Below are 23,672 nucleotides of genomic sequence, written 5' to 3'. Positions count from 1 at the left end.
CGTTATGCACCGTGCAATGCCCCGTCTGCTGCGCAAATGCGGATATTGTGCCTTTCTTTTTTGAATTTTTCTTTCAGCAGCGCGGGCAGGGAATGATCGAAATACCATAAACCATCGGCAAGCCGCATCGCACCGCCCGAGCAGACAAACGATACCCGCATTCCTGCGGCGGCATCGGTTTCCGTGATTTCCAGCGTATGCGCCCGCCCCCAACCGGTTACAGGCAGAAAATGTGCCGCTTCGGCAGCGCGGCGGTTGTGTGTTTCGAGGCCGTCTGAAAGGCAGGCGCAGCCGCCCGATATGGCGGCGGGGCAGGGAATGCCGCGCGGATGGCTTTGCGGCAGGATGTCCAGCCTTTTCGGACACAGGCCGCATGCCCGCGCCCATTCGGACAAAGCCCGTTTTGCCGCCTTTTTGTTTGGAAACAGCCCGTACGGCCTTTCGGCGGACAGGCCGTCTGAAAGCCGCTCCAATTTTGCCCGCACGCAGCCGTGTCCGTCGGAGCGCAGCCGCACGGTCAGATATTCCGGTACTGCCGCAGCCGCCGGCTTTTCAGACGGCCTGCAAACGTATTGTTCCGCCAGTTGCGCCTTTAAGGCCAGCGCGTGCAACGGCCCTGCGGCAGGCAGAAAACGCAGCGAAGCCGCCTGCTGCGCCTGCTCCGATACAGCCAGCCAATGCGCCGCTTCGGAAAATGTGTGGCGGTATGCCGCCAGATGCAGCGGCCGGTTTTCCCCGTCCAGCCACAGCACCGCGCCGCAGCCGTCGGAGAGCGCGTGAAACGCCTGCTCCAAATCCGCAGGCAGCGCGGCAGGCGGCTTCGGACGCACCAGGGCGGAGGCATGTGCCGCAAACGTGGCCGAACCCTGTTCACGCAGGGCGGTTTCCAGATAATCCGCCACAGCCCGCACATCGTCTTCGGCGCGGTGGCGCGATTTGGCGGCAATACCGTGGCGTTCGATAATGCTTTCAAGGCTGTGTTTGTAAAACTGCGGGTACAGGCGGCGCGAAAGCTGCACAGTACACAGCGTCGGCGCGGCAAACGCCAGGCCGCAGCGGGCAAACTCGCGGCGCAGAAAGGTGTAGTCGAATTTGCTGTTGTGCGCCAGCAGGATGCAGCCGCGCAACAGCGGCAGCAGTTCTTGCGCCAAATCGGCAAACAGGGGCGAGCCGGCTACCGTTTCGTCGCCGATGCCCGTCAGCGAGCGGACAAAAGGCGGAATCGGCCGCTGCGGATTGACCAGGCTGTGGTAACGGGAAACCGTGCGGCCGTCAAAACGCAAAAAGGCGATTTCGGTAATCCGGTCGGTATCGAAACTGCCGCCGGTGGTTTCCAAATCGACGATTGCCGCCGGCCGCCCGAATGCGGCCAAAGCCTCCGCAAGCAGCGGCCGCTGCGCAAAACCGTCCATAAAATTCCTTTTCCGTTCAAATAAAACGCAGTATTTTACCGCGCCGCCGTAAAATTCACAGCACAAACCCTTGACGCTGCCACAACCGCTCCATATAATCCGCTTTTTTCTCGCACCCGTAGCTCAGTTGGATAGAGTATCTGGCTACGAACCAGAGGGTCGGGCGTTCGAATCGCTCCGGGTGCGCCAAACAATTTATATCGCCGCGCCCATCGTCTAGCGGTTAGGACATCGCCCTTTCACGGCGGTAACCGGGGTTCGATTCCCCGTGGGCGTGCCAGTTTTGAAAAAGGATTTTCGGATTTGCTCTGAAAATCCTTTTTGTCTGTTTGTCCCATTTGTCGGATTCTGGCTGTTTTCACGCTTTTTCCTGTCTCTGTTTTGCCGCCGCGCCGGCGGCGGCTTTCCGAAGCGGCGCAAAGGTGGGAGAATGCGTACCCTTGCGCTGATGAAATCCGCAGGCCGCGCGGCGCGGCGCGCCCGGCAGCAGGGAGTGTCGGGTCCGCTTAGCCGCTCTATCCGTTTATCCATATCAAAAAGTTAAATAAAAAATGCTGCTTTTTATCGACAATTACGACAGTTTTACCTACAACATCGTCCAATATTTCGGCGAACTTGGCTGCGAAGTGCTGGTGCGGCGCAATGACGATATTTCCGTCGGCGAAATTGCCGCCCTTGCGCCGCAATATCTCGTTATCGGCCCCGGGCCTTGTTCGCCGAAGGAGGCGGGGGTGTCGGTGGAGGCGGTGCGGCGGTTTGCGGGCGAGATACCTGTTTTGGGTGTGTGCCTCGGCCATCAGGCCATCGGCGAGGCTTTCGGCGGGCGGGTTGTCCGTGCCAAAGTCCAGATGCACGGCAAGGTGTCGCCCGTACACCATCAGGGCGGCGGCGTATTTGCCGGCCTGCCCAATCCCGTAAACTGCACGCGCTACCACAGTTTGGCAGTAGAGCGTACGGGGCTGCCCGACTGTTTGGACGTTACCGCGTGGACGGACGATGGCGAAATCATGGGTTTGCGGCATAAGCAATATGCTGTCGAAGGCGTGCAGTTTCATCCCGAAGCCCTGCTGACCGAACACGGGCACGATATGCTCGCCAATTTCCTGCGCGAATTTGCGCAGTTTGCGCCGCAACGCTAAACCCGCTTTTCAGACGGCCTTTGAGGCCGTCTGAAAAACATTTGTCTGCCCAAAATCAAATAGATGAACTACGCCCTTGATGCCCTTTGGTGGCGGCTTGCCGATCCGCGCGTGCGCGATCTTGCCGCAGTCCTGACCGCTCCCGCCCCGTGGCGGAGCGGCTGCGAAATACCCGTGCGCACGCTGCTGGGGGCGCATGGTTTCCGTTATCTGCTTGCTTTGGACGACAATCCCGCCCCGCTTGCCGCCCATTTGGCGGATGAAACTCCGCATGGAGGCCGTCTCGGCCGCTACGCCGAAAGCCTGCTTGCTTTTTGGCTGGAACATGCCCCGCACAGCCGCCTGATCGCCCGCAATGTCCTTGTTGCCGACGGTGCGGACACTTTGGGCGAGATGGATTTTACCGCCGAGATCGACGGCAGGCTTTACCACATCGAGCTGGCCTGCAAATACTACGGTGCGGCAGACGGCTCTCCGGAGCGGTTGGCAGGCTTAAATCCGTGCGACCGCCTGCGGGACAAAGCCGCGAAGCTGCAAAAGCAGCTTGCCCGGGCGCAGGACGGGGCAGGGCGGCAGGCTTTGGCCGCAGCGGGCGCGGCGGGCGTGCCGCAGAGCGGCAGCGTGCTGCGCGGCATTCTGTTTGCGGCGCAAGGCACGGTTTGGCAGCCGCCGCTGAATCCGACGGGCTGGCACGGCCTGTATTTTGACGAATGGCCGTCTGAAACTCCGTTTTCAGACGGCCTGCGCTATGCCTGCCTGCCGCGTTTGTCCTATCTTGCTCCCGCCCGTCTGCCCGAAGCGCAAACGCGGGAATGGGCGCAGATCCGTATGCAGGAACACGGCCTGTTTGCCGCGCTCGAACGCCGCCCCGACGGCTTTTGGCACGAAACGGGCAGAATGATGAAGCGCGGCGTGCAGGCTGCCGCTTAGTTTTTCGCAACAGGAAGGCCGTCTGAAAAGCGTTTCTGCTTTTTTCAGACGGCCTTTTTATTGCGCGTTAAAGGGCAGGGCGGGGAAGCCCGTGCGCGGCCGGATTACGCCGGTTTTGGCGGTTTGGCGAAAAACAGCACCCGCTCGCGGCACAGCAGCCATGCGCATACGGCCAGCAGCATACCGGTTTGGATGACTTTGCTGTCGGGATGGGTGGCGAAGATTTCGTTGCCCACGTTGGCCGAGAGATGGAACAACACCGCCAGCAGGATGCTGCGGCCGCTTTTCAGATACAGCCAGTTGCCCAGCAGCACAAATGCGATCATGCTCAGCACGAAATTGGCGGTGTACAGCGCACCCTCCGCCAGCACTTCGCTATGGTAATAGCCCTGGATAAAGCCCAGCGGCAGATGCCATAAAGCCCAATACACGGTAAACAGCAGCGATGTGCCGAACAGGCTGAAACGCGACAGCAGCGCGTCCGTGCCGTAGCCGTGCCAGGCCAGCTCTTCGGCGGCGGCGGCAAAGGTCAGCACAAACCACGGCGAAAGCACGGCGGAAGAAAACGACGGTCTGCCCGAAATATGAAACTGCTCCGCGCTGTAGCCGAACAGCAGCGAAACAAGCTGCGCCAAAACCATAGAGACAGGCAGCAGCAGCAATGCGGCGGCAAAATAGCGTTTGGGGAAGCCACCCGTGCGCAGCAGCCGTTTTGCCGCATCGGCGCGTAGCTGCTGATTGGGCAGAATCAGGCCGGCGGTAATCAGCGCGGGCGCAATCAGGCCGGTAATGCCCAGCGCGGCTTCGGCCTGCAACATGGCGGGCGACGGGTTTTGACGGCTGATGCAGGCTGCGGCAAACCACAGCGGCCACGGAACCAGCATACACAGAGTGAAAAAAAGGGTGGGGCGGTAGCGCAACGGATTCATGGCTGCTCCTGTATGAATTGGCAATATGCGGATTATCCGTCGGCAGCAGGCCGTCTGAAAAGCGGGTTTCGCGCTTTCGCAATGCCTGCCGTCCGTCGGAAACGAATCGGAAAAAGGCCGTCTGAAAACGGAAAACCTGTTTTCAGACGGCCTTTCATTACCGCGCTTATTGTTTCAAGGCCTCACGCAAAGCGTCCAACGATGTGCCGTGCAGCGGGCTGGTTTGGCTGTCCAATGCCTGACTGACTGCGTTAACCCGTTCCACAAAAAGGCTGTACGACATTGCACCCAGCCCCTGCGAAACTGACCATTGCGCGTAGCCCAGCAGATACGAAAACGCAAACTGCCGCCAATCGGCATAATGCTGCGCGATAAATGCCGCCGCCGTTGCCAGCGCACCGCGCACGGTTTCTTCGTTCACATAGCCCAGCGTAAACGCCGAACGCGCCACCCAAATAAAGCGCACGACATGAAAGCCCGAAGTGTCCGCCGCTGCGCCATCGTAGGCGAAACCAAAATCGCGCACGGTTTGCTGCAAATCTTGGCCGGCTGGGGCGTTTGCGCTTTCCTGCGCCGATGCCCACAGCGCATTCATCTGCTCCAACGCCTCTTCGCCATTGGTAATGCCCCAACTGGCTGCCAGCGGCTGTGCCAAGCGGTATTCCGCGTCTTTTTTGTCCAGATGGAGCATCCCTTCGATGGAATTGACATATTGCGAATCACCTCGGTAATCGCCTTGCTCGTCAAATTTTTGCGGCGGCAGATAATTGGGGTCGGCAGCAAAGCCCGCCAAATCTTTTGCCGAACCGAAACAAATTTCGCTGGCTTCGTAAAACGTGGTTGCCAGCAGCGCGTATTGCTCCGCCGCGTTTTCCGTTTTCACTTGCGGATTTTTATTGTGCAGCAAGGCAAAGGCGCATTTGCCGCGCGCATTTTCCTTTGCCGACAAAATGCACACCACGCCCCAAAACGTTTTAAACACGGCAAACAGCACCACAATAGCCAGCACGATATAAAACAGCCAGCCCGGCACGCCGGTTTTTTCAGGCGTAACCACGCCTGCCAGCCACAAGCCCAGCAAAATCACCGCCGCCAACAGCGGTTTGATAAAGCCCCATTGCCGGGCATACAGTTTGTTTTTCAAGCTCATTTTCGCACTCGCTTAACGTTGTTAGGGAAAGTGAAGATTGTACGCCGGTTTGCCGGAAAATGTGGCGGCGGTTTGTCCATCCCAGCTATCCCCAGGCGGGAGAGGGAATAGAGGCCGTCTGAAATCCTGCTTTATGGAATTTCAGACGGCCTTTTGAATCTGTGTAGGGCGTACTTTTCTATCGCGCTCCTCCTGCCGCAGGTTCGGACAAACGATAGCGTTAAATCCCAAACCGCGTGCGTTGCTGTGGCAACACACCCTACCGATGCCGTATAGGCTGCTGCTTACTGCACCATTGTTTACTGTGTAGGGTGTGTCGCCCATAAGGCGACGCACACGTTCTGCGAAAGGCCGTCTGAAAGCGGTTTTCAGACGGCCTGTTTTTTTATCCGGGCTTTTTCGCCAGCATGGTAACGAATTTGAAGCGGATGGGGTTGCCTGCGCTGTCGGTGGCGTGCATTGCGCCCAATTCTTCGTTGTATTCGGCCATTTCCCAGCCTGCATAGTGGCCGCGCAGTTCGTTTTCTTTGAATTTGAACGGGAAGGGCATGGGGCAGGGGAAGTCGGGGGTGTCCATGGCGGAAACGATGAGGTTGAAGCCGCCGGGGAGGGTGTGTGCCTGCATGTCGGCGATGATGGCGGGGATGCGTTCGGGACGGAGAAACATGAAGACGACGGTGGCGGCGATGAAGCCGTATTGTCCTTCGAGGGCGGCGGTGTTGATGTCGTAGGACACGGGCTGTACGGGCAGGTTTTCCTGTGCGGCGAGGTCGGACAGGGCGTAGAGCGGGGCGGGGTTTTGGTCGGCGGCGGTTACCTCGAAGCCTTTGAGGGCGAGATAGAGGGCGTTGCGGCCTTGTCCGCAGCCCAAGTCCAGTGCTTTGCAAGGCGGAACGCGGGCGGCGGCGGCTTTTACGGCGGAATGGGTGGCGGTCATGCCGTATTTTTTGTGGAAGTAGTCGGCTTTGTCGCAGTGGAATTCGAGCTGCATGGCAAGGTCGCCGCTAAGGGCTTCGATTTTGTGCCATTGCTGCGGCTCTATGGTGTGTACGCCGGATTCGGGGGTAATTTCGGCGGTGGAGAGAATATTGTCTTGTCCGTCGAGCAGATGGAATTTCAGACGGCCTGTCAGGACGCGCAGTTTGCCCCATGTGCCTTCTTGGGTGTTGTGGCGGGCGAGGAAGGCGGCGGGGATGTCGGCGGCGTGCCAAACGGGCATTTGTTTGTAGCAGATTAAATCGGGATTCATGGCGGGTTTTCCTTGCAGGGTATAGGCAGCCGCGCCGTTGTGCGGAACGGGGTTGCCGCACGGCGGCACGGTGTTTTCAGACGGCCGGCGGCGGGGTCAGCGGCGTTCGATGTCGGGTGTGAATACTTCCACGCCGGTGTTTTGGGCGCGGTGGCGCAGGGCGTGGTCGATGAGGACGAGGGCGGCCATGGCTTCGGCAATGGGGGCGGCGCGCAGGCCGACGCAGGGGTCGTGGCGGCCGTGGGTGGCGATGGTTACGGCTTCGCCTTGGATGTCGATGCTGCGGCGCGGTGTGGCGATGGAGCTGGTGGGCTTGACGGCAAATTCGGCGCGGATGGTCTGGCCGGTGGAGATGCCGCCGAGGATGCCGCCGGAGTGGTTGGAGGCGAAGCCTTCGGGGGTGAGTTCGTCGCTGTGGACGCTGCCGCGCTGCGCTACTGCGTCAAAGCCGTCGCCGATGGCCACAGCTTTGACGGCGTTGATGCCCATCAGGGCGCAGGCGAGGTCGGCATCGAGGCGGCCGAATACGGGCTCGCCCCAGCCGACGGGAACGTTGCGTGCTTCCAGGGCCAGGCGCGCGCCGACGGAATCCAGGGCTTTGCGGATGCTGTCCATATAGTTTTCCAGCTCGGCGATCTGGCTGTGGTTGGCGGCGAAGAAGGGGTTGCGGGCGATGTGTCCGTAGCCTTCGAAGGCGATTTTCTTCTCGCCGATTTGGGTAACGTGGGCGAGGATTTCGATGCCGAATGTTTGGCGCAGCCATTTTTTGGCGACGGCTCCGGCGGCAACGCGGGCGGCGGTTTCCCGGGCGGAGGAGCGGCCGCCGCCACGGTAGTCGCGGATGCCGTATTTGTGCCAGTAGGTGTAGTCGGCGTGGCCGGGGCGGAACTGCTGCGCGATTGCGCCGTAGTCTTTGCTGCGCTGGTCGGTGTTGCGGATTAAAAGCGCAATCGGTGTGCCGGTGGTTTTGCCTTCGAATACGCCCGAGAGGATTTCTACGCGGTCGTCTTCGCGGCGTTGGGTAACGTGGCGGCTGGTGCCGGGTTTGCGCCTGTCCAAATCGGCCTGGATGTCGGCTTCGCCGATTTCGAGTCCGGGCGGGCAGCCGTCGATGATGCAGCCCAAGCCTGCGCCGTGGCTTTCGCCGAAGGTGGTTACGGTGAAGAGTTGTCCGAAGGTGTTGCCTGCCATGTGTTTTGCTCCTGTGCGCGGTGTGCGGGAAGCGGCGGATTTTAGCACGGAGGCCGTCTGAACAGCGTGGTTTCAGACGGCCTGCGGTGCCGCGCGGGATGGGTTCCGCTTCCGCCGTATTCGGGCTGCCGCCGTCGGGACGTGTGATGGTTCAGCGGGATTTTCTGTCTGTGTCTGCGCTGCGTTTGTTTTTTTCAGACGGCCTGCCGGCGGGTGCGGCTTTGCTTTTTTTGCGCTGCTTTTTGAGTTCGTCGCAGGCGGGCGTGCCGTTGCGCTCGCGCAGGAGGGATTCGCGTTGCAGGGTGCAGGAGCGTTGCAGGCGTTCGGTGTCGAACGCGTCGGCGGCACGGGCGGCGGCGGGGAGGACGAGGGCGGCAAATAGGGCGGAAAGCAGGGCGGGTTTCATGTTTTTCCTTTGGTTTGGCGGTTTCAGACGGCCTTGGGCGCGGGGGTGTCGGGTGTGCCGCCGGTGCCGACCCAGAGGGCGAGGTTGTGGAAGGCGGCGAGGGTGTTGCGGTGGCCGATGCTGACGATGATGCTGTGGGGCAGTTCGCGGCGTATGGTTTGATAGAGGAGGGCTTCGGTGGGTTCGTCCAGCGCGGAGGTGGCTTCGTCGAGAAGGACGGCGGCGGGGCGGGCGAGGAGGATGCGGGCGAAGGCGATGCGTTGGAGCTCGCCGGGGGAGAGCCGCTGCTGCCAGTTGTCGGCGGTGTGGAGCAGGGGGGCGAGATGGGCAAGGCGGCAGGCGGCGAGGGCGGCGGCTACGCTGTCGGGATCGGCAGGGGGATCGGGGTAGCAGACGGATTGGAGGAGCGTGCCCTGCGGCATATAGGCTTTTTGCGGGACAAACATGATTTTTTCGTGCGGCGGGCGGGAGATGCTGCCGCTGCTGCCGAAGGGCCAGAGGCCGGCGAGGGTGCGCAGGAGGGAGGTTTTGCCGCAGCCGCTGGGGCCTTGTATGAGGAGTGCGTCGCCGGGGCGGGCGGTGAAGCTGACGTTGGCCAGCAGGGTTTCGCCGTCGCCGCGTTGGAGGCTGACTCTGTCTAGGATGAGGCCGTCTGAAATTTCGGTTTCCTGCGGGCGGCGGGCGGGACGGGTTTCGGCCATGCTGTCCATAAAGCCGGAAAGGCGTTCGAGACGGGCGCGGTAAACGGTGAAATCTTTGTAGAAGTTGCGGAAGAAGGACATGGATTTTTGCAGGCGGGCAAAGGATTGGACGGTTTGCTGCACGTCGCCGATTTTGATGAGGCCGGCAAAGAGGCGGGGGGCTTGGAGCATGAGGGGCAGAAGCTGCATGATTTGGCTGAATACGTCGTTGAAGCCGCTGAGGGCGACGCTTTGGCGGGCGATGCGCCAGCGGTTGGCGATGATGGCGCGGAAGCGGTCGGCAAGCTGCCGTTCTTCCTGCCATTCGCCGTTGTAGAAGGCGATGCTTTCGGAGTGGTCGCGGATGCGGACGAGGGAATAGCGGTAGTCGCCGTTGAGGCGTTCGTTTTCGTAGTTGGAGCGGATGAGGGGGCGGCCTATCCACATGGCAAGGGCGGTGGCGGTGAGGATGGCGGCGTAAACGAGGAAGACGATGCCGTGCGGGATTTCGATGCCGAATACGGGCAGGATGCCGGCCAGCCCCCACAGTACGACGGTAAATTCGATGGTGGAGATAATCGAGTTGAGCATACCGCGCAGGAAGGTGATGGTGGAGGTGATGAAGTCCTGCGCGTCCATCTGGATACGCTGGTCGATGTTGTCGGGCGCGTCGCGGCGCATTTGCAGGCGGTAGTAGTTTTTGCCGGCCAGCCAGTTTTCGGTGAGGACGCGGTTGAGCTGTTCGGCCCATTTGATGGCGAGTGCCTGGTCGAGGAAGTCGTTGATGATGAGGTTGACCGAGCGGATGAGCATGAGGGCGGCATTGGTAAACACGGCCGTCCAGAAAACGGCGGCGAGTTTGTCCTGCATCGCGCTGTACGCGCTGCTGTACAGGAAGGTGTTGAGAACGTAGAGCCGCACTTCGGTCAGCAGCAGCACCACCATCAGCACGACCACGGCCGCCGCTTTGGCAGCTCCGCTTCTGCTCAGGCAGGGTTTGAGCACCTGCCAAAATTCGCGGCCGAAGCGGGTGCGTCCGAGCAGGAAAACGGCAATGAGGGTGCAGACGAGGATGCCGCAGAGGGTTTGCACCAGCCACAGGGGCGAAGCGGCCAGCTCGGTCTGCCATTTTTGGGCGGTTTGGGTAAGCAGAAGTGTGCGCATAGTGTGTGTGTGAGGCCGTCTGAACAGTTTCAGACGGCCTTTTTTTGTGGAAAAAAGGGCGCAATGATAACCTGTCTGATTGGCGGCGGGAAACGGTTTTACGCAGACGGACAATGCGTGTACGGCTGTACGATACGCCCTGCTTAACGGCAGGGGCCGTCTGAAAATATTTTCAGACGGCCTTTTTTTCTGTTTTACAAACCGCTGTATAAATATCTGAAAACGTGTGCGTCGCTGTGCGGCACACCCTACTTTAAACGTCGCATCTGTATTTTCAGACGGCCTTGTTTTCTGTTTTGCCAACCCGTTTGCAGACTTCTGAAACCGCATGCGCCGCTGTGCGGCACACCCTGCTTCAAACGACGGAGGCCGTCTGAAAACGGAATACCGGTTTTCAGACGGCCTCTGCCGTATCCGTACGCGGCGGGGTCAGGCGGCTGCCCAGAAGTCGCGCGGTGCGTCGAGGACGGGGACGGTGATGCCGCTGCGGACGGCGAAGTCGCCGAAGCCTTCTTCCGGATTACGGTGCTGCGCCCAGTCGGCTATCCAAGTGGCGAGGATTTCCAGAATTTCGGGTTCGGTGATGTTTTCTTTATAGAGGCGGGGGATGCGTGTGCCTTCGCGGTTGCCGCCGGTGTAGAGGTTGTAGCGGCCCGGGGCTTTGCCGACTAAGCCGATTTCGGCCAGCATGGTGCGGCCGCAGCCGTTGGGGCAGCCGTTTACGCGCAGGACGATGTGTTCGCCGGTGAGGCCGTGGGCGGCCATGATTCCGTCCACATGGCCGACGAAGGCGGGCAGGAAGCGTTCGGCTTCGGCCATGGCCAGCGGGCAGGTGGGCAGGGCGACGCAGGCCATGCTGTTTTCGCGCTGGCGGGTGATGCCGTCGCTTATCAGGCCGTGGGCGCGGGCGATGCGTTCGATTTTGGCTTTGTCGCGGGCAGATACGCCGGCAACGATGAGGTTTTGGTTGGCGGTGAGGCGGAAGTCGCCTTTGTGGATTTTGGCGATTTCGCGCATGCCGGTTTTGAGGGGGCGGCCTAGGTAGTCGGCGATGCGGCCGTTTTCGATAAACAGGGTAAGGTGCCATTTTTTGTCTTCGCCTTCGACCCAGCCGATGCGGTCGCCGCGCGTGGTGAATGTGTAGGGGCGCAGGGCTTGGAATTTTGCGCCCATGCGGCGTTCGACTTCGGCGATGAAGGTTTGTTCGCCGACGCGCTCGATGGTGTAGCGGGTTTTGGCGTTTTTGCGGTCGCTCCTGTTGCCCCAGTCGCGTTGGACGGAGACGACGGCGGCGGCGCAGTCGAGCACTTTGTCGAGGCCGACGAAGCCGAATTCGCGGGCGGTGTTGGGGTAGGTTTTGCGGTTGCCGTGTTCCATCGAGAGGCCGCCGCCGACGAGGACGTTGAAGCCGGCGAGGCGGCCGTTTTCTTCGATGGCGACGAAGTTGAGGTCGTTGGCGTGCAGGTCTACGTCGTTGTGCGGGGGGATGACGACGGTGGTTTTGAATTTGCGCGGCAGGTAGTTTGCGCCGAGGACGGGTTCGGTGGCATCGCCGCTGCGGACGCTGTCGGGCAGGGCGGCGGGGGCGGTGGTTGCGGTGGATTCGACTTTTTCGCCGTCGAGCCAGATTTCGGCGTAGGCGCGGGTTTTGGGCAGCAGGTGTTCGCTGATTTTTTTCGCCCATTCGTAGGCTTCGCGGTGCAGGCGGCTTTCTACGGGGTTGCTGGTGCACAGGACGTTGCGGTTTACGTCGCCGGCGGTGGCGATGGAGTCGAGGCCGAGTTTGTGCAGCCATTGGTGCATGGGTTTGATGTTTTGCTTCAATACGCCGTGGAATTGGAAGGTTTGGCGGTTGGTCAGGCGGATGGTGCCGTAGGCGGTGTGTTCGCCGGCAAATTCGTCTATGCCCAGCCATTGCGCGGGGCGGATGATGCCGCCGGGCAGGCGGCAGCGCAGCATGACGTTTTTGTTGGGCTCGAGTTTTTGTTCCAGGCGTTCGGCGCGGATGTCGCGGTCGTCCTGTTCGTACATGCCGTGGAAGCGGATGAGTTGGAAGTTGTCGCCGTTGAAGCCGCCGGTAAGGCCGTCGCCGAGATCTTCGGCAATGCTGCCGCGCAGGTGGCGGCTTTGGCCTTTAAGGCGTTCGTTGTCGGAGAGGGGCGCGTCGGGCAGTTTGGCGCGGGGATCGGCTGCGGTGGTATCGGTCATTGTTGTGCTTTGTTTGATATTGGTTTGGGAGGACGATACTTTAAACAGGCCGTCTGAAAAGCGGAAAGAATGCTTGCTTGTATAGAAAGAAACAACGGTTATAAAAACGTTGCGGCGATGGCGGTGCGGGGCAGGGAGGCCGTCTGAAAATCCGGAATGTCGGATTTTCAGACGGCCTTGTTTTTTATTTTGCAAACGGCGGTGCAAATATTTGAAGCCGCGTGCGTCGCCGTGCGACACACCCTGCCTGAAACGGCGGAGGCCGTCTGAAAAACGGAATTTCGGATTTTCAGACGGACTTTTCCGTTTTGCAAACGGCTTTTGTGTTGCTTGTGGGGCAAATAAAAAAATCCGTCCGCCGAGTGCATGACGGGTAGGGTGTGTCGCCTCAAGCGACGCACGCGTTTACCGTTGTGGCGCAGAGGCCGTCTGAAAAGTGCAAACGGTATTCCGGATGCGCCGAACCGGTGTTTTCAGACGGCCTTGCTTTTTATTTTGCAAACGGCGGTGCAAATATTTGAAGCCGCGTGCGTCGCCGTGCGACACACCCTACCTGAAACGGTGAAGGCCGTCTGAAAAAATGTCATTTCGGATTTTCAGACGGCTTTTTCCGTTTTGCAAACGGCGGTGCCGACGTATGCAAGCGCGTGCGTCGCTTGGGGCGGCACACTCTGCCTTAGTTGCGGAGGGTGTCAGCAGCCGTGCCGCAGCCGTCCGTTTTCAATCACGGCGGTTTCGTCGGCGAGGGCTTTTGCGTCTTCGGGGTCGTGGGTGATGAGTAAGAGCGGGATGCCGAGTTCGCGTTGCAGGGCGGCGGTGTGTCCGCGCATTTGGGCGCGCAGGGCGGTATCGAGGGCGGAGAAGGGTTCGTCGAGCAAAAGCCAGGATGGGCTGGTGATGCAGGTACGGGCGAGTGCGGTGCGCTGGCGTTGGCCGCCGGAGATTTGGCTCGGGTAGTGGTCGGCCACGGTATCAAGCTGCATTTTGTCGAGCCATTCGGCCGCTTCGAGCCGGGCGCGGCGGCGGCTCGGGCTGAACAAGCCCTGATGCAGGCCGAAGGCGATGTTTTGGGCAACGGTGAGGTGGGGGAACAGGGCGTAGTCTTGGAACAGCAGGCCGGCGCGGCGTTGCTGCGGCGGCAGCCAGATGTTTTGCGCGGTGTCGCCGTAGCATTGTCCGGCGATAAAGACGTGTCCGCGCTGCGGGCGCATCAGTCCGGCCAGAAGCTGCAGGGTGAGGCTTTTGCCCGAGCCGGAGGGGCCGAGGATGGCCAGGCGGCGGGCAGGGGTGCGCACGGCGGCATCGAGGGTGAAAACGCGGCTGCCGTGGGACAAGGCCGTCTGAAAGGCGAAATCGAAGGTTAATGTCTGCTCAGCCACGGTGTTTGTCTCCGTTTAGTCGGGTTACGCTCCACAGTACGGCGATGCAGACGGCGGAAATCAGCCACACGAGGCGGTTGGCCAAATCGTCGTTGCCCGCCTGCACGGCTTCGTATACGGCGATGGACAGGGTTTGGGTCTGGCCGGGGATGCTGCCGGCAATCATCAGAGTCGCGCCGAATTCGCCCAGTGCGCGGGCGAAAGTGAGCAGCAGGCCGGAGAGGATGCCGCGCCAGGCCAGCGGCAGGGTGATGCGGAAGAAAACGGCGGATTCGGACAGGCCGAGTACGCGGGCGGCCTGCTCGTATTGCGGATTGACTTCTTCAAAGGCGGCGCGGGCGGGCTTGAGCACCAGCGGGAAGGTTACGGCCATGGCGGCGGCCACCGCGCCCTGCCAGGTGAAGATCAGGCTGAAGCCGAAGTGTTCCTGCAGCCATTGCCCGAGCGTGCCTTTGCGGCCGAAGAGGACGAGCAGGTAGTAGCCCATCACGGTGGGCGGCAGCACCATCGGCAGGGTGAGCACGGTGTCGATAAAGTTGCGGCCGGTAAAGCGTTTGCGGGCGAGCAGCCAGCTTACGGCAATGCCGAGTATCAGATTGAGCAGGGTCGCCCAGCCGGCGACTTTGAGCGAGAGAAACAGCGCGGGCAGGGCATCTTGGAAGGCGGACATATTCGGGTGTCGGGTTCGGTTACGGGCGGGGAGGCCGTCTGAAAACGGCAAAACGGTTTTCAGACGGCCTTTCGGATTTCGTGCTGACTGCTTCTCCATTTGCGGGGAGGGAGCAGGGATCGGTTGGAGCTTTGGGGCATTTGCGCTTATCGGCCTGAGCGGTTTGGCAAACAGCCGCCCCGAGCCTGCAACCGCCGCAGGGTGTTTTTTCAGACGGCCTCTTTGTTTGCAGGCATTTTGAAAACGCGTGCGTCGCTTGGGCGGCACACCCTACCTGTCGTGCAAACGGCTGTTTTCAGACGGCCTCTTTGTTTGCAGTCATTTTGAAAACGCGTGCGTCGCCGTGCGACATACCCTGCCTGTCTATCTGTTGGCGGATTTGGGTGGGGCGTTTGCGGCAATATTTCTGCGACTGCGTGCGTTTCCTTAGGGCGGAATGCCTTTGAGGCCGTCTGAAATCTGCTCTTTCCAGCCCCGTTGGATGCGCGCACGGGGATGCCGCACACCTGCATAAACTTTCGGGGTTTGTGCGGGATTTCTGCCGCTGCACCGTTGTGCGGCAAATTCGCGAATGGAGGTGTTTTCGGGTGTCGGACTGTTTGGAGGCCGTCTGAAAAAACAGCCTGAAAGCGGGTGGATCCGTTTCAGGCTGCCTGCGTTTTCAGACGGCCTATCCTTATTTGGCTTTGGAGCCTTTGGCGGGGCTGAAGCCGTATTTTTTCAGGATGGTTTGGCCGGCGGGGGAGAGGACGAAGTCCACATAGCTTGCGGCCGCTTTGTTTTTGGCGGCGGCGGCGGGCGCGATGGCGTAGGAAACGGGGGTTTCCAGGGCTACGGCGAAGGCGGTGCGCACTTTGTCTTTGGCCAGCACGGCATCGGTGCGGTAGACAAAGCCGGCTTCGGTTTCGCCGCGTGCGACGTAGTCGAGTGCCTGGCGCACGTTTTGGGTGGAGACGATTTTGGGCTGCAGCGTGGTGTAGAGGCCGGCTTTTTCCAGCGCGCCTTTGGTGTAGCGGCCGGCGGGGACGCTGTCGGGGTTGCCGGCGGCGATGCGGCCGACGGTGGCGGCTTTGAGGTCGGCAAGGGTTTTGATTTTCAGGCGGCTGTCTTTGGGCTGGACGACGACGAGGTCGTTCAGGGCGAAGGTGCGGCGGTGGCTTTGGTCGATGAGGTTTTGCTCCTGCGCTTTGTCCATGGTGGTCTGGTCGGCGGTGGCGAGTACGTCGACGGGTGCGCCTTGGGCAAGCTGTTGCAGCAGTACGCCGGATGCGGCGGTGTTCAGCTTGACGGCGGTATCGGGATGGGCTTTCTGGTAGGCGGCGTTGATTTCCTGAAAGGCTTCTTTCAGGCTGGCGGCGGCGGAGACGGTGAGGTCGTCGGCGAGCGCGGGGGCGGCTGCAAGGGCGAATGCGGCGAGCAGGGCGGTGTTGGCTGGTTTCATGCTTGGTTTCCTTTGCTTGGGTAAGGTCGGCGGGCGGCAGGCCTGAAAAAAGATGCGTTTCGGTGCCGGTTTTGCGGCAATGGAAAACGGCCGTCTTGCATATTGCAGGACGGCCGTTTGGCGGTTTCTTTTTTCAGGCTGCCTTTGCGGGCGCGATTCTCGGGTTTGGCCGGCCGTCTGAAAACCGTACCTGCGGACTAGTCCGAAAGGGGGATTGCGCGGCGGACGGTTTTGTCTATGCCGAAACGGTGTTTTCAGACGGCCTGTGTTTCCCCCGGCTTATTGTGTGCCGTTGCGGCGGCGGACAAGCTGCCACGGGCGGATGAGGTAGAACGCGCTGGCGAAGCCGCTCCACACGTGCACCATGCGGGTGAAGGGGAAGATGAGGAAGAAGGTCATACCCATAAAAATGTGCAGTTTGAACAGGAAGTTGGCATCTGCGATGTAGGCTGCCGCACCGCCCCGGAAGGTTACGATGTGCTGCGCCCACTGCATCAGCAGCACCATTTCGTGGCCGTCGAGATGCCCCATGCTGACGAAGATGGTGGAGAGGCCGAGCAGCAGGGTGAGCAGTATCCAAATCAAAACGAGTTTGTCGCGCCAAGTGCTGTTGATGCTGATGCGGTCGACTTTGAAGCGGCGGATGATGAGGATGACGAGGCCGACCAGGGCGGTGGTGCCGAAGATGCCGCCTGCGGTCATGGCGACAACCTGTTTCGCGCTGTGGCTTACGCCGATGGCATCCCAAAACCACAAGGGTGTCAGCAGGCCGAACAGGTGGCCGAAGAAGACGGCCAGCACGCCGACGTGGAACAGGACGCTGCCCAGGCGCAGCTCGCCCCGGTAGAGCATTTCGCTGGAATCGCTTTTCCAGGTGTACTGCTCGCGGTCGAAACGCATCAGGCTGCCCAATAGGAACACGGCCAGGCAGATATAGGGGTAGATACCGAAGAAAAACTGGTGGAATGTGTTGAGTTCGTTCATGATTTTTCCTTTTCAGACGGCCTTAGGCCGGACGGCCGTTCGGGTAGAACTGTACGGTTTGGACACTGGGCTTGAGCAGCGGCTCGAGCCCTTGCACGTCGGGGCCGAAGGTTTCCATCGCTTCGTCCATGTCGCGCACCGGCGGCTCGGTCAGCGGCTGCGGGGCAACGGGGCTGAGGGCAACGGCGGCTTGCAGCAGCGCGGCATAGGGCGAGCCGTAGGTTGTGAGGTTTTTGCCGATGTGGTTGATGACGTGTACCGCGTCGCCAAGCAGCTTTTCCGCTTCTTCGGCGGGAATGTGGGCAAAAAACTCCAACAGCGCGGGCAGGTAGTCGGGCAGCTCTTCGTCGCCCAGCTCGAAGCCGTGGCGGCGGTATTCTTCGAGCAGATCCACCATCGCGCTGCCCCGGTCGCGGTCTTCGCCGTAAACGTGTTCGAAGATGTAGAGCGCGTGCTGGCGGGTGCGGTCGAATACGAGTACGTAGTCTTCCTGCAATTCGCGCAGGCTGCGGCTGCCGAGATGGTCGAGCAGCGCCTGCAAACCGGCTTTGTGCGCCGAGAGCTCCGGCCATTCGTTTAAGGCCGTCTGAAACTCGGGCAGGGCTTCGATAAGGTCGGCTTCGGGGTAGCACATCAGCGCCGAGAGCCATTTGTAAACCATTGGATTGGCGGCCATCAGTGCACTCCTTCTTCTTTGTTTTTCTCGATGTCTTTGCGGCGGTCGAAGAAGATAATCGGCGTGCCTTTGCGTTTGCCGAACAGGTTTTCCTGGGTCAGGCCGTCGCCGTTGTCGCCCGAGCAGCCGTTGCCGAAGCTGAAGCCGCAGCTGGCTTTGTCTTCAAAGCTGTTTTCCACCATTTCTTTATGTGAAGTCGGAATCACGAAGCGGTCTTCGTAGTTGGCGATGGCGAGAATCTGGTACATGTCTTCGACCATGGCGGGGGTGAGGCCGGTGCCGTCCAGGCTTTGTTCCAGCGTTTCGCCGTGTACCACTTGGCCGCGCTTGAAGCGGCGCATGGCAATCATGCGTTCCAGGGCTTCTTTGATCGGTTCGACTTTGCCGGCGGTTAAGAGGTTGGCCAGATAGCGCAGCGGGATGCGCATTTCGTCCACGCTGGGGATGATGCCGTTTTCGCCGACAAAGCCGTTTTCGATGGCAGACTGGATGGGCGAGAGCGGCGGGATGTACCACACCATGGGCAGGGTGCGGTATTCGGGGTGCAGCGGGAAGGCGATTTTCCAGTCCATCGCCATTTTGTATACCGGCGATTTTTTCGCCGCGTCTATCCAGCTTTGGCTGATGCCTTGTTTTAAGGCTTCGCGTTCGATTTCGGGGTCGTGCGGGTTGAGGAAGATACCGAGTTGGGCTTCGTACAGATCCTGCGGGTCTTCCACGCCGGCGGCTTCTTCGATGCGGTCTGCGTCATACAGCAGCACGCCCAGATAGCGGATGCGGCCGACGCAGGTTTCGGAGCAGACGGTCGGCTCGCCCGCTTCGATGCGCGGATAGCAGAAAATGCATTTTTCGGCTTTGCCGCTCACCCAGTTGTAGTAGATTTTTTTGTAGGGGCAGCCTGAAATGCACATACGCCAGCCCCGGCATTTGTCTTGGTCGATTAACACGATGCCGTCGTCTTCGCGCTTGTAGATGCTGCCGGAGGGGCAGGAGGCGACGCAGGTGGGGTTGAGGCAGTGTTCGCACAGGCGCGGCAGGTACATCATAAAGGTCTGCTCAAACGCGCCCATCATTTCTTTTTGGATGCCTTCAAACAGGGTGTCTTTGGCGCGTTTTTCAAATTCGCCGGCCAAATCGTCTTCCCAGTTGGGGCCCCATTCGACTTTGTCCATTTTTTTGCCGGTCAGCACCGAAATCGGCCGCGCGGTGGGCGGGGTTTTCATTTTCGGCGCGTTTTGCAGATGCTCGTAGTCGTAGGTAAACGGCTCGTAGTAGTCGTCGATCTGCGGCAGGTTGGGGTTGGAGAAAATGTTGGACAGGATTTTCAGACGGCCGCCCTGTTTGGGTACGAGCTTGCCGTTGGGCTTGCGCACCCAGCCGCCCTGCCATTTTTCCTGGTCTTCCCAGTTTTTCGGGAAGCCGATGCCGGGCTTGGTTTCCACGTTGTTGAACCAGGCGTATTCCACGCCGTCGCGGCTGGTCCAAACGTTTTTGCAGGTAACGGAGCAGGTGTGGCAGCCGATACATTTGTCGAGGTTCAGCACCATGCCGACTTGCGCTCTGATTTTCATAGGGAGTTCCTTGTGTTTTGTGTTCTGTTTTTTCAGACGGCCCCAGATGGCTTCGAGGCCGTCTGAAAACAGGGTTTGTTGGTTTTACGGTGCGGCTTCGAAGCCTGCGCGGGGGCTGATGACGGAAACGAGGATGCAGTCTTGCGCGGCATCCGCCCTGTTGCGTGCGCCGTGAATCTGCTGCGGCGCGACAACCACGCTTTCGCCCGCACGGATGGTGCGCTTGCCGTTTGCGCCGTCGTCCAGCTCGGCCTCTCCTTGCAGCACAATCCAGATGTCTGTGCCGTGCGGGTGGCTGTGGGCGGGCAGGCAGGCTCCGGGCGGAATCTGCCACAGCACCATGTTGTCGTGGCGGTCGCGGTGCAGCACGGTGCGCACGGCTTCGCGGCTGCCTTCGTGCAGATGGTCGGCAAAACGGATGATTTGCGGGCTTGGCATTGCGTTTCCTTTCGCTTCCTTTGTCGCTGTCTGTTTTTCAGGCTGCTTTTTCAGGCTGCTTTATTTGGGCAGCCTGAAAGGCCGTCTGAAAACGCTTACAGGCTGTGCAGCTCGACTTTCTCGCCCTCGGCGGCCGGCTCGTCCATCCAGTCGATGTCGCGCATCTTGCGCACGATCACCCACTCGTCGCGGTTGGAACCGACGGTACCGTAGTAGTTGAAGCTGTACGCAAGCTGGGCGTAGCCGCCGATCATATGCGTGGGGTTCAGCACCGCCTTGGTTACGGAGTTGTGGATGCCGCCGCGTTTTTTGGTGGTTTCCGCTGCGGGGGTGTGCACCAGTTTTTCCTGTGCGTGGTACATCAGGATCATGGTTTCGGGGATGCGCTGGCTCACAATCACGCGGCAGGCGATCGCGCCGTTGGTGTTGAACACTTCCACCCAGTCGTTGTCCGCAAGGCCGGCTTTTTTCGCGTCAATCTCGGATACCCACACGTGCGGGCCGCCGCGCGAGAGCGTGAGCATGCGCAGGTTTTCCGAATAGGTGCTGTGGATGCCCCATTTCTGGTGCGGGGTGAGGAAGTTGAGCGTGATTTCGGGGTTGCCGTTGGGGCGCATGCCGAGCAGTTTTTTGGTGGTTTTGGTGTCCACGGCGGGGCGGTAGGCGCAGAAGGCCGCGCCAAAGTCGCGCATCCATTTGTGGTCTTGGTAAAACTGCTGGCGGCCGGAGAGGGTGCGCCACGGAATCAGCTCGTGCACGTTGGTGTAGCCGGCGGTGTAGCACACGGTTTCGCTTTCCACGCCCGACCAGATCGGCGAGGTAACGATTTTGCGCGGCTGGGCGACGATGTCGCGGAAGGCGATATGGGTATGCTCGCTGGCGTTGATCAGGTGGGTGTGGTCGCGGCCGGTGATGTTGCCCAAGGCCTGCCAGGCTTTTTTGGAAACATGGCCGTTGGTTTCGGGGGCGAGGGTCAGAATCATCTCGGCCGCGTCGATGGCGGTGTCGATTTTCGGCTGGCCTTTGCCCGCGCCTTCGCTCTGTACGCCGTTGAGTTTGCGCAGGTAATCGACTTCGTGCTTGGTGTCCCAGGCCATGCCTTTGCCGTTGTTGTTCACTTTTTCCAACAGCGGGCCGATGGAGGTGTATTTTTCGTACACCGCGCCGTAGTCGCGTTCGACCACGGTCATCATCGGCATGGTTTTGCCGGGAACCGGCTCGCATTCGCCCAGTTTCCAGTCTTTCGGGTCAAAGGGCTGGCCGAGTTCCTGCGGGCTGTCGTGCATCAGCGGGGTAAGCACGATGTCTTTGCGCACGCCCAGATAGTCTTTGGCCAGTTCGCTGAATTTTTTGGCCAGGCCTTTGTAGATTTCCCAGTCGGAACGGCTCTGCCACAAGGGCTGCACGGCTTCGGTAAAGGGGTGGATGAAGGGGTGCATGTCCGAAGTGTTGAGGTCGTTTTTCTCGTACCAGGTGGCGGTGGGGAAAATCAAGTCGGCATACAGGCAGGTGGTGTTCATGCGGAAGTCGAGCAGGGTAAACAAATCCAGCTTGCCTTCCACGCCGGGGCGTTGTTTGACTTCGGAAGGTTTCAGGCAGTCGTCTTCGTCGCTCATCAGGCCGTTTTGCGTGCCCAGCAGGTATTTGAGGAAATACTCGTGGCCTTTGCCGGACGACCCCAGAATGTTGGAGCGCCAGATAAACATGTTGCGCGGCCAGTTTTTCGGGTTTTCCGGATCGTCGCACGACATGTTCAGGCTGCCTTCTTTCAGGGATTTCACGGTGTATTCCACCGGATTCATCCCCGCTTTTTCGGCCGCGTCGGTTACGTCCAGCGGGTTGGTTTCCAGCTGCGGCGCGGAGGGTGTCCAGCCCATGCGTTCGGCTTTGGCGTTGTAGTCGATCATGGTCAGGCGGCGCATGTCGTCGGAAGCGTCGGGCGACAGAAGCTCGTCGGCGGACACGGTTTCGTGGCGGTATTGGCCGGTGTGGTTGTAGAAGAAGGAGGTGCCGGCCATCTGGCGGGCGGGGCGGTGCCAGTCGAGTGCGAAAGTCAGCGGTGCCCAACCCGATTGCGGGCGCAGTTTTTCCTGGCCGACGTAGTGGCACCAGCCGCCGCCGGATTTGCCGATGGTGCCGCACATCATCAGCATGTTGATCAGGCCGCGGTAGTTCATGTCGAGGTAGTACCAGTGGTTCAGACCCGCGCCGACGATAATCATCGAGCGGCCTTTGGTGTCGTGCGCGTTTTGGGCAAACTCGCGGGCAACCTGAATCACACGCTCGGCAGGCACGCCTGTGTGTTTTTCCTGCCATTTCGGGGTGTAGGGTTTGTCTTCGGAATAGTCTTTGGCAACGGCTTCGTCGTCCAAGCCGTGATCCACGCCGTATTGGGCAACCAGCAGGTCGAATACGGTGGCGGCCAGGGCGGTGCTGCCGTCGGCCAGCTTCACACGTTTCACAGGCACTTTGCGGTATACCTTGTCGGCTTCGTATTCGCCGCCGAAGTAGTCGAAGCCCACGCGCACCACGTCGTCGGCACGGTCTTTCAGCGTCATTGCGGCTTTAACGTCTTCTTTGCCCTGCGCTTTGGTTTCCAGATTCCACTTCTTGCTGCCGTCCCAGCGGAAGCCTATCGAGCCGTTGGGTACGGCCAGCGTGTCGGAGGTTTCGTCCCATACCAGTACTTTCCAGTCGGGATTTTTTTCTTCGCCGAAATTGCCGTCGAGCTGCGAGGCGCGCAGGGTGTATTCCGGCTTGTAGTGTTCGCCGTCGCGCTGCAGGCGCACCAGCACCGGCATGTCGGTGAGGCGGCGGCAGTAGTCTTGGAAATAATCCGAAGGATTGTCGATATGGAATTCTTTGAGAATCACATGCCCCATCGCCATCGCCAGCGCGGCATCCGTACCTTGGCGCGGTGCAAGCCAGATGTCGCTGAACTTGGCCATTTCGCCGAAGTCGGACGACACGGCCACGGTTTTGGTGCCTTTGTAGCGCACTTCGGTATAAAAGTGCGCGTCGGGCGTGCGGGTCATCGGAATGTTCGAACCCCATACCAAGAGGTAGTTGGAGTTGTACCAGTCGGCCGATTCGGCTACGTCGGTCTGCTCGCCCCAAGTCTGCGGGCTGGCGGGCGGCAAATCGCAATACCAGTCGTAAAACGACAGCGGCACGCCGCCGATTAATCCCAGATAGCGTGCGCCCGAGGCGTAGCTGATCATCGACATGGCGGGAATCGGCGAGAAGCCGATGATGCGGTCGGGGCCGTATTTTTTGATGGTGTAGCAGTTGGCGGCGGCCACCATTTCATAGGCTTCGTCCCAGTTGGAGCGCACGAAGCCGCCCATGCCGCGCTGTGATTTGTAGGATTTGGAACGCTCCGGGTCTTCTACAATCCATTTCCACGCTTCAATCGGGTCTTTGGTTTTGCGCGTTTCGCGCCACAATTCGGCCAGTGCGCCGCGCATCATCGGGTATTTGATGCGCTGGGCGGAATAGACATACCAGCTGTACGAAGCCCCGCGCGGGCAGCCGCGCGGCTCGTGGTTGGGCAGGTCGGGGCGGGTGCGCGGGTAGTCGGTCTGTTGGGTTTCCCAAGTGATGATGCCGTTTTTCACATAAATCTTCCACGAACACGAACCGGTGCAGTTCACGCCGTGGGTGGAGCGGGCGACTTTGTCGTGCGCCCAGCGGCTGCGGTAGGCGTTTTCCCACGCGCGGTCTTCTTCGACCATTACGCCGTGTCCGTTGGAAAAGGGTTCGCGTTTGCGCTTGAAAAAGGTCAAACGGTCTAAAAAGAGGCTCATGGTGTATTTCCTTGGTTGGTGCGGATTGCGTTTTGTATCCGGCCGTATTTTCAGGAGTCTGGAAACACGGTATCCGTTATGCTGCGGAATAGTAAGGGAAAGAGCGTGCAAAAAAAATGCGCCGAAAGGGGCGGGGGGCTAGGGCGGAAGTAGGGGCGGAGGCTGCTTTTCGGGGTAGGGCGGGATAGTTCTTTGGGAGTAGGTGCGGGTGGGATTGAGGCCGTCTGAAAAGTTTTCAGACGGCCTCTT

General features: G+C 60.2%; 18 protein-coding genes and 2 tRNA genes. 4 read left to right on the top strand and 16 right to left on the bottom strand.

Annotated elements, in window-relative coordinates:
* Positions 1-2 precede the first annotated feature (2 nt).
* Positions 3-1,412 carry a 3'-5' exonuclease gene (locus DYE40_RS01065; RefSeq protein ID WP_115307353.1) on the bottom strand — a complete coding sequence of 470 codons (1,410 nt, stop codon included), beginning with the start codon at positions 1,410-1,412 and terminating at the stop codon, positions 3-5.
* A gap of 112 nt (positions 1,413-1,524) precedes the next feature.
* Here DYE40_RS01065 and DYE40_RS01060 point away from each other — a divergent pair.
* From DYE40_RS01060 to DYE40_RS01045, 4 genes are all read left to right on the top strand, one after another.
* Positions 1,525-1,601: transfer RNA gene (locus DYE40_RS01060), tRNA-Arg, on the top strand.
* 16 nt (positions 1,602-1,617) lie between these two features.
* Positions 1,618-1,692, top strand: a tRNA-Glu gene (locus tag DYE40_RS01055).
* 271 nt (positions 1,693-1,963) lie between these two features.
* The gene (locus DYE40_RS01050; RefSeq protein ID WP_115307352.1) at positions 1,964-2,551 is read left to right on the top strand and encodes an aminodeoxychorismate/anthranilate synthase component II; all 588 of its coding nucleotides are present in this window, start codon (positions 1,964-1,966) and stop codon (positions 2,549-2,551) included.
* Between the two features lie 63 nt (positions 2,552-2,614).
* The gene (locus tag DYE40_RS01045) at positions 2,615-3,481 is read left to right on the top strand and encodes a DUF1853 family protein (protein ID WP_115307351.1); all 867 of its coding nucleotides are present in this window, start codon (positions 2,615-2,617) and stop codon (positions 3,479-3,481) included.
* Positions 3,482-3,585: 104 nt separating this feature from the next.
* Here the strand turns inward: DYE40_RS01045 and DYE40_RS01040 are convergent, their stop codons facing one another.
* The 15 genes from DYE40_RS01040 to DYE40_RS00970 form a co-directional block, all read right to left on the bottom strand.
* Positions 3,586-4,410: a CPBP family intramembrane glutamic endopeptidase gene (locus DYE40_RS01040; RefSeq protein WP_115307350.1), complete on the bottom strand. Its 825-nt coding sequence runs from the start codon at positions 4,408-4,410 to the stop codon at positions 3,586-3,588.
* Positions 4,411-4,576: 166 nt separating this feature from the next.
* Positions 4,577-5,560 carry a DUF1266 domain-containing protein gene (locus DYE40_RS01035; RefSeq protein WP_115307349.1) on the bottom strand — a complete coding sequence of 328 codons (984 nt, stop codon included), beginning with the start codon at positions 5,558-5,560 and terminating at the stop codon, positions 4,577-4,579.
* A gap of 385 nt (positions 5,561-5,945) precedes the next feature.
* Positions 5,946-6,809, bottom strand: coding sequence for an SAM-dependent methyltransferase TehB (gene tehB, locus DYE40_RS01030; RefSeq protein ID WP_115308225.1), 864 nt, complete (start codon positions 6,807-6,809; stop codon positions 5,946-5,948).
* A 96-nt stretch (positions 6,810-6,905) separates the two neighbouring features.
* Positions 6,906-8,000, bottom strand: coding sequence for a chorismate synthase (gene aroC, locus DYE40_RS01025; RefSeq protein WP_115307348.1), 1,095 nt, complete (start codon positions 7,998-8,000; stop codon positions 6,906-6,908).
* A 151-nt stretch (positions 8,001-8,151) separates the two neighbouring features.
* Complete coding sequence (locus DYE40_RS01020) at positions 8,152-8,406, bottom strand: hypothetical protein (RefSeq protein WP_115307347.1); 255 nt, start codon at positions 8,404-8,406, stop codon at positions 8,152-8,154.
* 23 nt (positions 8,407-8,429) lie between these two features.
* Positions 8,430-10,250: an ABC transporter ATP-binding protein/permease gene (locus DYE40_RS01015; RefSeq protein ID WP_115307346.1), complete on the bottom strand. Its 1,821-nt coding sequence runs from the start codon at positions 10,248-10,250 to the stop codon at positions 8,430-8,432.
* 429 nt (positions 10,251-10,679) lie between these two features.
* Positions 10,680-12,458, bottom strand: coding sequence for an assimilatory sulfite reductase (NADPH) hemoprotein subunit (gene cysI, locus DYE40_RS01010; RefSeq protein WP_115308224.1), 1,779 nt, complete (start codon positions 12,456-12,458; stop codon positions 10,680-10,682).
* Between the two features lie 692 nt (positions 12,459-13,150).
* Complete coding sequence (locus DYE40_RS01005) at positions 13,151-13,837, bottom strand: ABC transporter ATP-binding protein (RefSeq protein ID WP_115307345.1); 687 nt, start codon at positions 13,835-13,837, stop codon at positions 13,151-13,153.
* The gene (gene modB, locus DYE40_RS01000) at positions 13,830-14,507 is read right to left on the bottom strand and encodes a molybdate ABC transporter permease subunit (RefSeq protein ID WP_115307344.1); all 678 of its coding nucleotides are present in this window, start codon (positions 14,505-14,507) and stop codon (positions 13,830-13,832) included. Before modB ends, DYE40_RS01005 begins: the two co-directional genes overlap by 8 nt.
* A gap of 676 nt (positions 14,508-15,183) precedes the next feature.
* On the bottom strand, positions 15,184-15,948 hold the full coding sequence (modA, locus tag DYE40_RS00995) for a molybdate ABC transporter substrate-binding protein (RefSeq protein ID WP_115307343.1): 765 nt from the start codon (positions 15,946-15,948) through the stop codon (positions 15,184-15,186).
* A 279-nt stretch (positions 15,949-16,227) separates the two neighbouring features.
* Entirely contained in the window at positions 16,228-16,932 is a 705-nt protein-coding gene (gene narI / locus DYE40_RS00990) for a respiratory nitrate reductase subunit gamma (RefSeq protein WP_115307342.1), read from the bottom strand.
* A gap of 22 nt (positions 16,933-16,954) precedes the next feature.
* Positions 16,955-17,608: a nitrate reductase molybdenum cofactor assembly chaperone gene (narJ, locus tag DYE40_RS00985; RefSeq protein WP_115307341.1), complete on the bottom strand. Its 654-nt coding sequence runs from the start codon at positions 17,606-17,608 to the stop codon at positions 16,955-16,957.
* On the bottom strand, positions 17,608-19,179 hold the full coding sequence (gene narH / locus DYE40_RS00980) for a nitrate reductase subunit beta (RefSeq protein WP_115307340.1): 1,572 nt from the start codon (positions 19,177-19,179) through the stop codon (positions 17,608-17,610). The genes narJ and narH overlap by 1 nt, the downstream gene beginning before the upstream one ends.
* 84 nt (positions 19,180-19,263) lie before the next feature.
* Entirely contained in the window at positions 19,264-19,617 is a 354-nt protein-coding gene (locus DYE40_RS00975) for a cupin domain-containing protein (RefSeq protein WP_115307339.1), read from the bottom strand.
* 95 nt (positions 19,618-19,712) lie between these two features.
* Complete coding sequence (locus tag DYE40_RS00970) at positions 19,713-23,423, bottom strand: nitrate reductase subunit alpha (RefSeq protein ID WP_115307338.1); 3,711 nt, start codon at positions 23,421-23,423, stop codon at positions 19,713-19,715.
* Positions 23,424-23,672 lie beyond the last annotated feature (249 nt).

It is taken from the genome of Kingella potus, from assembly GCF_900451175.1.
In the GTDB taxonomy this organism is placed as follows: Bacteria; Pseudomonadota; Gammaproteobacteria; order Burkholderiales; family Neisseriaceae; genus Neisseria; species Neisseria potus.
This window is presented reverse-complemented; position numbering and strand designations above follow the sequence as displayed.